The organism is Propionicicella superfundia DSM 22317 (assembly GCF_000423465.1).
Classification (GTDB): domain Bacteria; phylum Actinomycetota; class Actinomycetes; order Propionibacteriales; family Propionibacteriaceae; genus Propionicicella; species Propionicicella superfundia.
This window is the reverse complement of record NZ_AUIA01000013.1, coordinates 138,522-152,256: the sequence shown is the minus strand read 5'-3', so window position 1 is coordinate 152,256 and position 13,735 is coordinate 138,522. Positions and strand designations below refer to the sequence as shown.

Sequence of the window (13,735 nt, the reverse complement as noted above, 5' to 3'; positions counted from 1 at the left end):
AGGTGGTCGCGATGAGGATCGCCGTCTTGGGGACGGGCGCGGTCGGCAGCGGCTGGGCCGAACGGCTGCGGGAACTGGGCCATGACGTCGTCATGGGCACGCGGACCCCGGGTGCCGCCGGAGAAGCCGTTCGGCGACTGTCTCACGCCGAGGCGGTCGCCGGCGCGTCGATCGTGGTGAACGCGCTGAACGGAGCCGCGTCCCTCGACGTCCTGGAGCGGCTGGCGGAGCCCCTGACCGGCACCGTCCTCATGGACATCGCCAACCCGCTGGACTTCTCGCACGGCTCGCCGGCGCTGTTCGTCGCGGGCGACGACTCGCTCGCCGAGCGGCTGCAGCGGGCGCTGCCCGCGACGCGGGTCGTCAAGGCCGCGAACACGATGAACGTGTCGCTGCAGGTCCACCCCGAGCGCAATCCGGGGACGGTCTTCGTCGCCGGGGACGACACCGCGGCGAAGGAGGCGGTCGCCGGCCTGCTGCGCGAGGTCGGCCACGACGACATCCTCGACCTCGGCGACCTCACCGCCGCCCGCGGACTGGAGATGTTCCTGCCGTTGTGGCTGAGCATCATGGGCGCCCTGGGGACCGCCGAGTTCCAGGTGCGCGTCCAACGTCCCCGCGCCGGGGGATAGCCGGGCGGCGCGATGCCGGGTCAGTCCTCGACGAGGCGGAAGGCGCCCTTGTCGGCGGACTGGGCGCGCGACGCGTACACCTTGAGGGCCTTCGAGACGGCACGCTCCCGACTCTTCGGCTTCCACCCGAGCGCGTCCTGCTCGGCGCGCCGCCGGGCGAGCTCGTCGTCGTCCACGAGCATCCTCACCGACCGGCTGGGGATGTCGAACTCGATGATGTCGCCGTCGCGCACCAGACCGATCGGGCCGCCGGCCGCCGCCTCGGGGGACACATGCCCCACGGACAGGCCGGACGTGCCGCCGGAGAACCGGCCGTCGGTGATGAGCGCGCACTTCGCGCCGAGCCCCTTGCCCTTCAGGAAGGACGTCGGGTACAGCATCTCCTGCATCCCCGGGCCGCCCTTCGGGCCCTCGTAGCGGACCACGACGACGTCCCCGGCGCCGATCTCGCCCGAGAGGATCTTGCTGACCGCCTCCTCCTGGGACTCGGTCACCTTCGCGGGGCCGCGGAACACCCACAGCTCCTCGGCCACGCCGGCCGTCTTCACGATCGAGCCGTCGGGCGCGAGGTTGCCCGAGAGGATCGCCAGGCCGCCCTCGGTCGTGTACGGGGTCTCGACCGAGCGGATGCAGCCCTCCACGGCATCGGTGTCGAGGGACTCCCAGCGGTTGTCGGTCGAGAACGGCTCCGTGGTGCGCACCCCTCCGGGGGCCGCGTGGAACAGCTCGACGGCCTCGGGCGACGGAGCGCCGCCGCGGATGTCCCACGTGCCCAGCCAGGTCGCCAGGTCGCCGGAATGGACGGAGTGCACGTCGTCGTCCAGCAGCCCGCCCCGGTACAGCTCGCCGAGGATGGCGGGGATGCCGCCGGCGCGGTGCACGCTCTCCATGTAGTACTTGTGCGAGTTCGGCGCCACCTTGCACAGGTTCGGAGTGACACGCGACAGGGCGTCGATGTCGTGCTGGTCGAAGTCGACGCCGGCCTCGTTCGCGGCCGCGAGCAGGTGCAGGACGGTGTTCGTCGACCCGCCCATGGCGATGTCGAGCCGCATCGCGTTCCTGAACGCCGACGTGGTGGCGATGGACAGCGGCAGGACCGACGCGTCGTCCTCGCCGTACCAGCGGCGCGACAACTCGACCACGAGGCGACCTGCTTCTTCGAACAGGCCCCGGCGGGCGGAGGCCGTCGCGAGCGTCGACCCGTTGCCGGGCAGCGCCAGGCCGATGGCTTCGAGCAGGCAGTTCATCGAGTTGGCCGTGAACATGCCCGAACACGATCCGCACGTCGGGCACGCGTTCTGCTCGATGGAGAAGAGGGTCTCGTCGGTGACGTTCGGGTCGGCCGAGGCGACCATCGCGTCGATGAGATCCAGGGACGTGGTGACGGTGCCGTCGTCGCCGATGACGGCCTTGCCGGCCTCCATCGGACCCCCCGAGACGAACACGGTCGGGATGTTCAGACGCAGCGCCGCGAGGAGCATCCCGGGCGTGATCTTGTCGCAGTTGGAGATGCACACGAGGGCGTCGGCCTGGTGTGCCTCCACCATGTACTCGACGGAGTCGGCGATCAGGTCGCGGCTCGGGAGGCTGTACAGCATGCCGCCGTGTCCCATCGCGATGCCGTCGTCGACCGCGATGGTGTTGAACTCGCGTCCCACGCCTCCCGCGGCGGCGATCTGCTCGGCGACGAGCCTGCCCATGTCCCGCAGGTGGACGTGGCCCGGCACGAACTGCGTGAAGCTGTTGGCGACCGCGACGATCGGCTTGCCGAAGTCGGATTCGACCATGCCGGTGGCACGCCACAGCGCGCGGGCACCGGCCATGTTGCGGCCGTGGGTCGTGGTGCGGGAACGGAGAGCTGGCATGGTTGAACCTCGAAGTAGATGTAACCGCCTCAGCCTAGTCCGAGCGCTCAATCGTGTCTGTGTGGACCGCGGCCCGGGCCGGGTGCTGAGATGAGCGGAAAGGGTTGCCTAACCAGGACGGCCCCCTCGCCCCCGCCGAACGCTCCCCAACTGCCGGTTTTCGCAGCAAAACCGGCAGTTCGGGAGCGTTCGGCGGGGGGCGAGGCCGGTGCCGGACGCGATGAGGTGGCGCGGAGCCGGCCAGGCGGACGGCGGGGGGCGATAAACTGCGGCGGTTCCGTTCCACCGGGGTGAGCCGCCCGTCCCCGGTCCAGACCTGTCGAAGAAGGACCCGTGACGTTCCAGTCGGCCGCTCACCTGCTCGCGGCGCTCAGCTCAGCCATCGACGTCCACCTGCCGGCTGCGATCGCGTTGCGGCGCGAGCTGCACCGGATTCCCGAACTGGGCGGGGCCGAGGACGAGACCCCGCTCCGGCTCCAGGCCGAACTCTCCGGGCTTGCGACCGAGACGATCGCCGGGACGGGATTCGCCGCCCGCCTTGGCGACGGCGGCCCCGCGATCGCGCTGCGCACAGAACTGGACGGGCTGCCGATCACCGAGGAGACCGGCGTCGCGTGGGCCAGCCACAACGGCGCCATGCACGCCTGCGGCCACGACATCCACATGTCCGCGATGGTCGCGGTGCTGCGGGCCGCGCAGACGCTGCCCCTGCCGGCGGCGGTGCTCGGCGTCTTCCAGCCCCGCGAGGAGGTGAACCCGCCGGGCGCACCCGATGTCGTGGCCGAAGGCGTCCTGACCCGCCACGACGTCCGGGCGATCGTCGCGGCGCATGTTCAGCCGCAGGTGGCGAAGGGGGTCGTCAGCGCCGAGTTCGGCGTCGTCAACGCCGCCGCCGACGAGTTCGAGGTCGTCGTTCACGGCCGTGGTGGTCACGGGGCGTACCCGCAGGCGACGATCGACCCGATCCCGACGCTCGCCTCCATCGTCCTCGGGCTGCAGGAACTCGTGTCGCGCAAGATCGATCCCATGCACCCCACCGTCGTGACCGTGGGCGCGATCCGCGCCGGATCCGCCGCCAACGTCATCCCGTCGCGTGCCTCGCTGCGCGGGACCGTCCGTACCACCGACGAGGCCGACCGGGCGACGCTGCACGCCGAGATCCGCAACGTCGCCACCCACGCGGCGCAGTCGCGAGGCGCGACCGCCGAGGTGCGCATCGTCGAGGGCGAGCCCGTGCTGCGCAACGATCCGGCCCTCGTGCGGGCGACGCGCACCGCGCTGAGCGAGCTCGTCCCCCTCGCGACGACGCCGTTCCGCTCGTGCGGGTCGGACGACTTCGCGCACTTCTGCGACCGCGTGCCGTCGCTCATGATGTTCGTGGGAACCGGCCGGGAACCCGACGGACCCGTGCTGCACCACGCCCGCTTCCTCCCGCCCGACGAGACCATCGCGGTCACCGCGCGGGCCCTGGCGGCCGGTTTCGTCGGCGGCCTGGTGTCTCAGGGACTCCTTCCGGCCTGACGACGGCCGGTCAGCGCAGCATGCGGCGGGTGATGAGCTCGTCCTTCACGTACGAACCGATCGCGTACGTGAGGTAGCCGTCCACCGCGCCGCCGACGGGGCCGCCGACAAGGGGGACGCGGCGCAGGAGCTGCACCGCGAGCTGCTTCCCGCCGATGCGGCCCGCGAGGTCTCCGAGGACGACCTCCGACACGCGCCGGTCGAGACCGGCGTCGTAGACGGGCGCGGTCGCGACGGCCAGCGGCCGGGGCAGGTCGGGCTTCCTGGTGCGACGCCCCGCATCGACGTCGCCCAGCAGGCACATGAGGAGGGCCGTGCGGACGCGAGGATCGTCGACGTCGTAGCCGCGCAGATGCGCGATCGTCGCTGCCAACCGCACCTGCAGCACCGCCACACCGGTGATGTTGGCCGGCAGCGCGACGACGGCGGTGGCGAGTCCGCCGAGGTTCGTGGCGAAGCCCTGGGCGGACGCGAGCGCGACGTGGGTGCGGATGAGCGACTCGATGGCGGCGTCCGCGTCGCCGTGGCGTTGGAGGTGGCGTGCGGCCGTGGCTTTCGCGCCGGGCACCGACGCGACGCCCTCGATGGCGAGGGTGACGATCTGCCTGAGCATGCCTCCGCCCGGTTCGGCGACGCGCTGCACGAGTGCCCTGCCGGTTTCGCGGGCGTTTGCCATGGATGCCTCCCGGGCTTACGACGGACGTTGCCAGCGTACGCGCGTGATGCCCGCGTCCCCCATCGGGTACAGCCCTGACGCGTCCCTGCCGCGCGCTCCGGCCTGCCGGTGGCGCCTGCCCCGCCCCGGGCTCACAGCAGCGCCTCGACATCCGCGAGCGACGTCACGATCCGGTCGGCCATGGCCAGGCCGGAGGCCGTGAACGTCCCCGTCAGCCCCACGGTCGTGCCGACGCCGGCAGCCGCCGCCGAGATCAGTCCTGCCGGCGCGTCCTCGACCGCCACCGCGTTCCGCGGCGCGACCCCGAGGCGGGCACAGGCGAGGGCGTAGGGCTCCGGGTCGGGCTTTCCCCGCTCGACGTGCTCACGGGTCACGATCGTGGTGAACAGCTCCCGGACGCCGAGGACCTCGTCCAGGCACATCTCGGCCCAGGCGGCGACCGCCGAGGTGACGAGCGCCACCGGGACGCGCGCGGCCGCATGCCGCACGAGGCCGGCCGCTCCCGGCACCGGTTCAAGGGCCTCCCGGGGCGTCAGCGCGACCATCAGGGCCATGAGCTCGGCCGGATCCTCGCCGGCCCATGGGCCGGGCTCGGAGGCGAACACGTCGTCGGGCCGTCGTCCCGGAAACAGGGCGGCGAGGTCGTCGCTGTACGTCCAGCCGCGCGCCGCGCAGACGCGGCGCAGGCGTTCGTCGTTGGCGGCCTCGGAGTTGACGAGGGTGCCGTCGAGATCCAGCAGCAAGGCGGTGACGCCGGGCGTCGTGGTGGCGGCCATGGCCCGAGGCTAGCCGCCGATGCGCGTCCCGATCCGCGGGTTCATCCGCTGAGCCCCGGTTGCTCATCGGTCGTTTCGGCGCGATCCCGCGCCGGTACACTCCAGACGAATCATGCTGATCAGCGCCGACAGGCTTCTTCTCCCCGACGCGGACGATCCCGCTCCGGGTTGGCTGGACGTCGCGGCGGACCGGATCCGGGCCGCCGGCACGGGCATGCCGCCGCGACCGGCCGACGAACGCCTCACCGGCCTTGTCGTGCCGGGCTACGTCGACGTGCACAGTCACGGCGGGGGCGGCGCCTCCTTCGTCACAGAGGACCCCGATGCGGCCCGCAGGGTGCTCGCGGCACACCGGGCGGCCGGGACGACGACGATGGTCGCCTCGCTGGTGACCGGCGCGGTGCCCGACCTCGTGCGGCAGGTCTCCGCGCTGGCGGGGCTCGTGGACTCGGGCGAGCTCGCCGGTATCCACCTCGAAGGGCCGTGGCTGGCCGCCGGGCACGCAGGCGCCCACCCCCGACGCCTGCTGTGCGATCCGGCGCCGGAGGTCGTCGACGAGATGCTGGCCGCCGGAAGGGGCGGCGTGCGCCTGGTCACCGTCGCCCCCGAACGGGCCGGTGCGCTGGAGGCGATCTCCCGCCTCACCGCCCGCGGCGTGACCGTGGCCATCGGCCACACGGCGGCCGGCTACGACCTGACCCGGCGCGCGATCGAAGCCGGCGCCCGCGGCGCGACCCACCTGTTCAACGCCATGGCGCCGCTGCACCACCGCCGGCCCGGCCCGGCGCTCGCCCTGTGGGAGGATCCGCGGGTCACGCTCGAGATCATCCTGGACGGCGTGCACGTGCGACCGGAGCTCGCATCCTTCGTCTGGCGGACCGCACCCGGTCGGGTCGCATTCGTCACCGACGCCATGGCTGCGGCCGGGGCGCCCGACGGCGACTACGTCCTCGGCGAAGTCGACGTGCAGGTGCGCGGGCGGATCGCCACCGTCGCGGGCACCGACACGATCGCCGGGTCGACGCTGACGCTCGACCGGGCCGTCCGCAACGCGGCCGCGGCCGGGATCCCGCTCGCTGCGGCCATCCGGGCGGCGACGGCGATCCCGGCCGACTATCTGGGACTCACTGACGTCGGGCGGCTCGCGGCGGGTCGCTACGCCGATGTCATCGTGCTCGACGGCGACCTGCGGGTCACGCGGGTCCTGCGCCGCGGCCGCTGGGAGGCGTGAGGCGGAGCCGCGGTGTCAGCGGCGACGGGCGGGACGCAGCACCATGCCGACGAGAGCGGCACCCAGGAGCAGCGCGGCACCACCGAGCCCGGCGGCGAGCGGAGACACACCCGATCCCGTGTCGGCGATCGTCCCAGAGGTCGCTGTCGGCGTGGCCGAGGTGACGACGGGAGTGGTGGTCGAGGTGGACTGCGTCGGCGATGTCGTGACCGTCGGGGTAGGCGTACCCGGGGAGGTCTGTGTCGGCGTCGGTGAGCCCGTCGGGGTCGGCGACTCGGTGGGAGTGGGTGTCGAGGTCGGACTCTGCGTCGGGGCGGCCGCGACGGTCAAGGTGAGCGTGGCGGTGGCGGTCTGGGTGCCGTCGGACGCCGTGATGGTGAAGACCGTCTGGGCCGACGCGGCGGCGGGGACGCCCGACACGACTCCCGTGGCCGGGTCGAGGCTGAGGCCGGTCGGCAGGCCGGGCGAGATGCTGTAGGTGACGGAGTCGGTGAAGTTGGACGCGGTGATCGCCGCCGTGGACAGGCTCGTTCCGGCGGTGCCGGCGACGGTCTGGTCCTCGGGGGACAGGGAGCCGTAGCCGAGGACCGTCACCGTGCTGCCGCCGTTGTCGGGCACGTAGACGGTGCGCCCGTCGGGGGAGACGGCGAGCAGCAGGGGCGAGGTGCCCACGGCGACCGAGGAGGTCACCGTGCCGGACGCGGTATCGATCACCGAGACCGTGTTCGAGTCCCGGTTGGTGACGTAGAGGACAGCGCCGTCGGGCGACGACGCGACCCCGATGGGCGCGGCTCCGACGTCGATCGTGCTCGTCACCGTCCGGCTGGCGGTGTCGATGACGACGACCCGGTTCTCGGAGGTCGCCGTGACGAAGGCGGTGTCCCCGGAGGGGGAGAACGCCACGTCGTAGGCGAAAACGCCGACATTGATGGTGTCGAGGATGGCCAGCGTGCCCGTGGCGAGCACGACGACTTGGCCGTTGCTCGTGGTCACATAGATGGTGGCGCCGTCCGGCGAGAGGGCGATACGGCGGGGATTCGGGATCGGTGCCAGCTCGCTGGCGGACCCGGTGGTGTCGAAGGCGATCACGAGGATGTCTGACGCCGCGTAGAGAGTCGACCCGTCGGCAGAGACCGCGATCCCGGCGGGTGATCCAGGAGTGGGGAAGGTGCCGGTCACGACACCGGAGGCGATGTCGACGGCCGCCACCGCGCTACCGCCTTCGTCGGCGACGTAGAGAGTCGCCCCGTCGGGCGATAGCGCCACGGCTCCGGGGAGAGAACCGACGCCTGTGATCGTGCGTGTGACCGTTCGCGTCGCGGTGTCGATGACCGACACGGAGCCGGAGTTGGCGTTGCTCACGTAGGCGGTCGCTCCGTCGGGGCTGAGGGCGACCTCGAAGGGCGCACTGCCGACGGCGATCGTGCCCAGATCGGTGAGCGTCGTCGACGCGGCCGCGGTCGCGCGGGTGCCGCCGCCGGTCAGGAACGTCGCCGCCACCGTGAGGACCGCCGCGAGGACGCCCGTCGCGCGCAGCCAGGGACCGGCCTTCGTCCGGGTGCGCGTTCGTGGCGCGCTCGACCGGCGAGTGTGTTCCTCCATATGACGCCCCAAGTCCGTCGTGCGTCCCCCGAAGGGGTGCTGCCCTGGCGCTACCTTAGAGGGTGATCGACCGCGCAGTGAAGAAACCCCCGTTTTCCGAACCGCTCCATGAGGGTTCGGGAGCCTCGGCGCCCGGCGCGGGCGTGTGGCCGACGCTGTCGGAACCCGGTGCCACACTAGGGACGTGGCGACGACGTTCTCGGAGATCTTCACCGACCCCGGGTCGTGGCCTGCCCAGGACGCCGTGCTGCGCTCGACGTCCATCTCGGCCGAGGTGACGCTGCTCGCGTACCGGCACGGGCTGTTCCCGATGCCCATCGGGGAGCCCGGAAGGCAGCCGTGGATGTGGTGGTGGTCGCCGGTGCGGCGCGGGGTGCTGCCGCTCGACGGGCTCAGGGTGTCGCGCTCGCTGCGGAAGTCCGCGCGCAGGTTCCATGTGACCGTCGACGCCGCCTTCGACGAGGTGCTGTCGCGGTGCGCCGATCCGCGTCGTGACGGCGGCTGGATCGACGCCCGCATCGGCGCCGTGTACGCCGAGCTGCACCGGCGGGGTGTCGTGCACTCGGTGGAGTCGTGGACCGCTGACGGACGCCTTGCCGGAGGCCTGTACGGGGTGAGCATGGGCGGGCTGTTCGCGGGCGAGTCGATGTTCCACGATCCCGAGATCGGGCGGGACGCCTCCAAGGTCGCGCTCGTCGGGCTCGTCGAGCGGCTGCGGGCCGCGGGCACGCCCGAGCGGCGGCTTCTCGACGTCCAGTGGCGCACCGACCACCTCGCGACCCTCGGGGCGGTCGAGATCCCGCGGGCGGAGTACCTCACGCGGCTGCGGGCCGCGTTGCCGCTGACCGAGCCGGATTGGGGCCGGCCGGAGCGAGGAGCCCGACGTGCCGGAACTGCCTGAGGTGGAGTCCCTGCGACGGGTGCTGGTCGAGCGGGCCCTCGGGCGCTGCGTCGTCCGCGCAGACCTCGTCGCGTTCAGCGTCCTCAAGACCGTCGACCCTCCGCTGACGGCGTTGCTCGGGCTCGAGCTGACCGACGCGATCCGGCGAGGCAAGCACCTCGCGGTGGGCACGGACGGGCTGTGGCTCGCGTTCCACCTCGCGCGGGCGGGGTGGCTGCAGTGGAGGCCGCAGCAGCCCGCCACCGTGCCCCGGCCCGGGAGGGGTCCGCTGGCCCTGCGGATCGCCCTCGACGACGGGGGCGGCTTCGACCTCACCGAGGCCGGGACGCAGCGCAAGCTGGCCGTGCACGTCGTGCGCAGCCTCGACGACGTCGACCGGATCCGGACGCTCGGCCCCGACCCGCTGGACGACTCCTTCACCGTGGACGACCTGGCCCGCGTCCTCGCGGCTGCCGGGCGCGCGCAGCTCAAGGGTGTCCTGAAGGACCAGCGGGCGCTGGCCGGCATCGGCAACGCCTACAGCGACGAGATCCTGCACGCCGCGCGGCTGAGCCCGTTCAAGGCGGCGGACAGTCTGACCGACGAGCAGACGCGGGAGGTGTACACCGCGACGAGGAGCCTGCTCACGGCCGCGATCGAGACCGCCTCGGGTCTCGGACCGGAGAAGCTGAAGGCCGAGAAGAAGGCGTCGATGCGTGTCCACGGGCGTGAGGGCGAGGCGTGCGGGGTGTGCGGCGCGACGATCCTGTCCGTTCACTACGCCGACTCGTCCCTGCAGTACTGCCCTGTCTGCCAGACCGGCGGCAAGCCGCTGGCCGACCGGAGGATGTCGCGGCTGCTGAAGTGAGACCGTCACTGGTCCCGGTGGTCTTCGGCTCTGCTCTGTGGTTCGGGTGCGGTGGTCCGGGTGCGGTGGTCCGGTCTGGTTCGGTCCTGTGCGGCTTCTCCGTAGCTACGCTGCGGCCGGGAAGCTACTGGGGGACCGGTAGCGTCCTGACCTTGGCGTAGCGGCCTGGCCCGGAGCGTAGCTACGCCGGGGCCGTGACTCGTGCCCGGACGGACGCGGCTACTGCGGCGGGGGCGGCGGGTCGTCGGACTCGGGCAGCCGGATCACGTCGACGCCGACCTTGAGGGTCGACTCCTTGGCCTCGGTGTAGATCACGCCCTTCAGCGGGGACACGTCACGGAAGTCGCGACCCCAGGCGGTCGTCAGATACCGGCTGTCGACGAGGTGGTCGTTCGTCGGGTCGAGATCGACCCACAGTCCGGTGGGCGTGAGCACCCCGGCCCAGGCGTGGGACGCGTCGCTGCCCTCCAGCTTCTCGCCCCCCGGTGGCGGGGACGTCTCGACGTGGCCGCTGACGTAGCGGGCGGGCAGCCCGACCGAGCGCAGGCACCCGACGGCGAGGTGGGCGAAATCCTGGCACACGCCGGCGCGCAGGTCGAGCAGTTCGGGCAGGGAGGTGCGGACGCTCGTCACACCCTGCTCGTACCGGAAATCGCGGTAGATGGCGTGAATGAGGCCCTCGACGGCATCGCCGAGCGGACGGTCCGGCCCCAGGATCGGCTCGGCATACGCCGACACGGCCGGAGCGAGCTCGACGAGGTCGCTCGGCAGCAGGAACGCGGTCCGCTCGACGGCATCGAGTTCGGAGCTCTCGGCGATCTCGGCCGCGGCCGAGGCGACCGTCCACCGGTTGAGCGACCCGAGATCGACCGGCGTCCGCTCGACCCGGATGTTCGCGAACTCCGAGACCTCCAGCACCGAGTGATCGGTGAGCACCTCCACGTAGTACGAGTGGTTGCCGAAGAAGTCGACATGCTCGCTGAGAGCGTCGGGCTCGGGCTCGACCACGATCCGGTGCTCCAGCACCGTCTGGTAGTCGGTGTCCCGATGACGCAGGAAGCCGCGCTCGTAGGCGGCGTCGACCGTCCCGTCGTAGGTGTAGACCGTCCGGTGGCGGACGAGATACGTCCGCGGCGTGTCGTGCTCGGCGGACATCAGACCACCTGCCACGGGGTGTTCCAGCCGGGCTGCTGGGCGCGGATCGGCGAATGCCGGGTGAAGTGACGCCGCGTCAGGCGGTCGGACCATCCGCGCAACTCGCCCGACAGCTCCGACAGGCGTCCGAGGACGTCGGTGGCGGACGGGTCCTGCGTCTCGGCGCCGGCGATGGCCGAGCCCAGCTTCTCGACCTCTGCTGCGACGGTGGCGTCGCCCGCGAGCCGCAGGTCCGCGGCCAGATGGGTGAGCTGGGACAGGACCGACCGCGGGTTGGACGGATCCCACAGCAGGAGCCGCAGCGTCGCGTCCAGCGGCCTGCCCCGGTACTCGCCGTCGGCGACGCGCCGCCGGTAGGTGATCAGGCTCTCGCACGCCGCGAGGACGGCCTCGGCGAGCCGCGACTCGGCCGGCAGCGCCTGTTCGCGTGCGAACGCCCGCCGCATCAGGTCCACGGTGTGCAGCGCCCGCTCGATGCGCGCGCCGGCGTCCAGGAACGAGTACGTCTCGTCGCGCACCATGGACTCGGCCATGATGCCCGACCAGGCCAGGAACGACTCCAGGATCTTCTGGCTGTGCGGCTGGAACTCGTGGTCCGCGCGGGCCTCGTCGAGCGTCCGCTCCAACCGGCTGAGCATCGACCACGTGTCGACCGACAACACGTTGCGAACCTCGTGGGCAGCGTCCGTGAGGCGCTGGACGCTGGCTGCCACGCACCCGGCCGACGTCCCGACGAGCGCCGCGTGCAGCGCGCCGCGCGGGTCGTTGCCGAGATCCGCGGGGTGCCCGGTGAGCGACGAGAACGCCGACAGCATCGCCTGCAGAACCTGGGACGCCGCAGGGCCGCGCAGGTAGGCGTAGTCCCGGTCGAGGTCTTCGCAGATGACGATGAGCCGGGCGGTGTTCTCGGCGCGGTTCGCGTAGCGGCCCAGCCAGAAGAGGTTCTCGGCCACACGGGGCGACAGCAGCGGCGGGCGGCCCGCGGCCCGGGCGGCGACGGGCGTCCGGTCGGCGGCCTGGTCGGTGGTCGCGCCCGTCAGCACCCAGACGTCCTTGGCCAGGGCGCCGGTCGAGTTGCTCACGAGGTACGGGTGGTTGCCGCCCGCGACGCGGCCGAGCCCGCCGTGCATGAACGTGTACCCGGACTCGACCCCCACCCCGAACGTCCGCAGGACGGTCCGGCGCGGAACGAGGCCCTTCGCCGTCACCACGGGCGACGTCGACACGGACAGGGCCTCCTCGCCGACCCACTCCCAGGGACACGCCTTGATGCGTGCGACGAGCTCCTCACGCTCGGCGGAGGAGAGCTCCCAGCCGAAGCGGTCCAGCTCGCGGGTGCTGCGGTGGGTGGGCTTGAGGACGAGCGAGTCGATGTTCGCCAGCACGTGCGACCGGTCGGCGTCGTTGCCGCACCACCATGTCTGCGGGTCGTGCAGCGCGAGGTCCTCGTCGAGCACCTCGCGCGCGAGCCGGGGCAGGAACGCGGCGAGGCCGGGGTTCTCCAGCACGCCCGAACCGATCGGGTTGACGATCGTGACGTGGCCCTGCCGGGACGCCTCGATGAGCCCGGGCAGGCCGAGCCGGGAGTCGCTGCGCAACTCCAGCGGGTCGGCGAACGCGGAGTCCACGCGGCGCAGGATGACGTCGACCGGCTCGAGCCCGTCGCCGTCGGTCACCCACACGCGTCCCTGCCGCATCACGAGATCCTCGGCCTGCACCAGCGGGAAGCCCAGCAACGTCGCCGTGAACGCCTGGTCGTAGGCGGTCTCGGACGCGGTCCCGGGGCTGAACACCACGACGCGGGGGAGTTCGGTGGACGTCGGGGCGGCGTCCTGCAGGGCCGACGCCATCGTGCGGAAGAAGTCCCGCAGGAACGCGGTCTCGGTGCGGCGGTGGAGGCCGGCGAGGGTGCGGGTGACGATGCGCCGCGTCCCCATGACGTAGCCGGCGCCCGACGGCGCCTGCGTCCGGTCGGACAGCACGCGCCATCCCGATCCGTCGCGCACCAGGTCTGTCGCGGCGAGGACGAGCTGGCGGCGGCCCTTCAGCCGGATGCCGTCGGCCTGGAGGACGAACTCGGGGTGGCCGACCACCAGTTGCGGCGGGATCAGGCCACGCTGTAGCAGGTGCCGTTTCGTGTACAGGTCGGAGAGGATCGCGTCGAGCAGTTCGGCGCGTTGGCGCAGCCCGGCCTCCAGGTCGCGCCACTCGGCGGTGCCGATGATGAGCGGCAGCGGGTCGACCAGCCACCGGGTGGCCTGGGACAGGTCCGTGCCCCCGTAGGTCATGTCCTCGTCGGAGACGAAGCGGGCGACCTCGGCGCGGGCGGCCAGCAGCCCGCCCCGGCCCATCGCCTCCATCTGCTCCGCCAGCGCGGCGTACGCGGGGCGCACCCCGTCGGGCCCGAGGAACTCGTCGAAGACGGGCGCCGGGAAGCCGTCCGACATGCCCACCAGGCGTTCCCGGTAGGTGTCGCTGAGCCACGGTTCGTCGTACTCGGCGGCGGCGCTCATGGCGCCCACTCTAGGG

At 72.4% G+C, this 13,735-nt stretch carries 11 protein-coding genes; 5 read left to right on the top strand and 6 right to left on the bottom strand.

All coding sequences use genetic code 11. From position 1 onward, the window contains the following. The first annotated feature begins 11 nt into the window (after positions 1 to 11). Entirely contained in the window at positions 12 to 632 is a 621-nt protein-coding gene (locus G555_RS0102425) for an NADPH-dependent F420 reductase (protein ID WP_028707638.1), read from the top strand. Between the two features lie 20 nt (positions 633 to 652). Here G555_RS0102425 and ilvD read toward each other — a convergent pair whose 3' ends face one another. After that, positions 653 to 2,497, bottom strand: coding sequence for a dihydroxy-acid dehydratase (gene ilvD / locus G555_RS0102420; RefSeq protein ID WP_028707637.1), 1,845 nt, complete (start codon positions 2,495 to 2,497; stop codon positions 653 to 655). Between the two features lie 333 nt (positions 2,498 to 2,830). Here ilvD and G555_RS17435 point away from each other — a divergent pair, with 333 nt between their 5' ends. After that, positions 2,831 to 4,018: a M20 metallopeptidase family protein gene (locus G555_RS17435; RefSeq protein ID WP_051208262.1), complete on the top strand. Its 1,188-nt coding sequence runs from the start codon at positions 2,831 to 2,833 to the stop codon at positions 4,016 to 4,018. A gap of 10 nt (positions 4,019 to 4,028) precedes the next feature. On the opposite strand, the gene G555_RS0102410 is transcribed toward G555_RS17435, so the two are convergent. Both G555_RS0102410 and G555_RS0102405 read right to left on the bottom strand, forming a co-directional pair. Beyond that, entirely contained in the window at positions 4,029 to 4,694 is a 666-nt protein-coding gene (locus tag G555_RS0102410; protein WP_028707636.1) for an EcsC family protein, read from the bottom strand. 131 nt (positions 4,695 to 4,825) lie between these two features. Next, positions 4,826 to 5,470, bottom strand: coding sequence for an HAD family hydrolase (locus G555_RS0102405; RefSeq protein ID WP_051208260.1), 645 nt, complete (start codon positions 5,468 to 5,470; stop codon positions 4,826 to 4,828). A gap of 112 nt (positions 5,471 to 5,582) precedes the next feature. Between G555_RS0102405 and G555_RS0102400 the strand changes: the two genes are divergently transcribed. Beyond that, positions 5,583 to 6,701: an N-acetylglucosamine-6-phosphate deacetylase gene (locus G555_RS0102400; RefSeq protein ID WP_028707634.1), complete on the top strand. Its 1,119-nt coding sequence runs from the start codon at positions 5,583 to 5,585 to the stop codon at positions 6,699 to 6,701. Positions 6,702 to 6,716: 15 nt separating this feature from the next. On the opposite strand, the gene G555_RS22130 is transcribed toward G555_RS0102400, so the two are convergent. Then, on the bottom strand, positions 6,717 to 8,303 hold the full coding sequence (locus tag G555_RS22130) for an SMP-30/gluconolactonase/LRE family protein (RefSeq protein ID WP_051208258.1): 1,587 nt from the start codon (positions 8,301 to 8,303) through the stop codon (positions 6,717 to 6,719). A gap of 184 nt (positions 8,304 to 8,487) precedes the next feature. Between G555_RS22130 and aat the strand changes: the two genes are divergently transcribed. Both aat and G555_RS0102385 read left to right on the top strand, forming a co-directional pair. Next, a complete protein-coding gene (gene aat / locus G555_RS17425) occupies positions 8,488 to 9,204 on the top strand; it encodes a leucyl/phenylalanyl-tRNA--protein transferase (protein WP_084634572.1) in 717 nt (238 codons plus the stop codon). Further along, a complete protein-coding gene (locus G555_RS0102385; RefSeq protein WP_028707633.1) occupies positions 9,188 to 10,051 on the top strand; it encodes an Fpg/Nei family DNA glycosylase in 864 nt (287 codons plus the stop codon). The genes aat and G555_RS0102385 overlap by 17 nt, the downstream gene beginning before the upstream one ends. Positions 10,052 to 10,270: 219 nt before the next feature. On the opposite strand, the gene G555_RS0102380 is transcribed toward G555_RS0102385, so the two are convergent. Together G555_RS0102380 and G555_RS17420 are read right to left on the bottom strand one after the other, a co-directional pair. Continuing rightward, positions 10,271 to 11,206, bottom strand: a complete 936-nt coding sequence (locus G555_RS0102380) for a transglutaminase family protein (RefSeq protein WP_028707632.1) — start codon at positions 11,204 to 11,206, stop codon at positions 10,271 to 10,273. Continuing rightward, positions 11,206 to 13,719 carry a circularly permuted type 2 ATP-grasp protein gene (locus tag G555_RS17420; RefSeq protein ID WP_051208256.1) on the bottom strand — a complete coding sequence of 838 codons (2,514 nt, stop codon included), beginning with the start codon at positions 13,717 to 13,719 and terminating at the stop codon, positions 11,206 to 11,208. Before G555_RS17420 ends, G555_RS0102380 begins: the two co-directional genes overlap by 1 nt. Between the last annotated feature and the right edge of the window lie 16 nt (positions 13,720 to 13,735).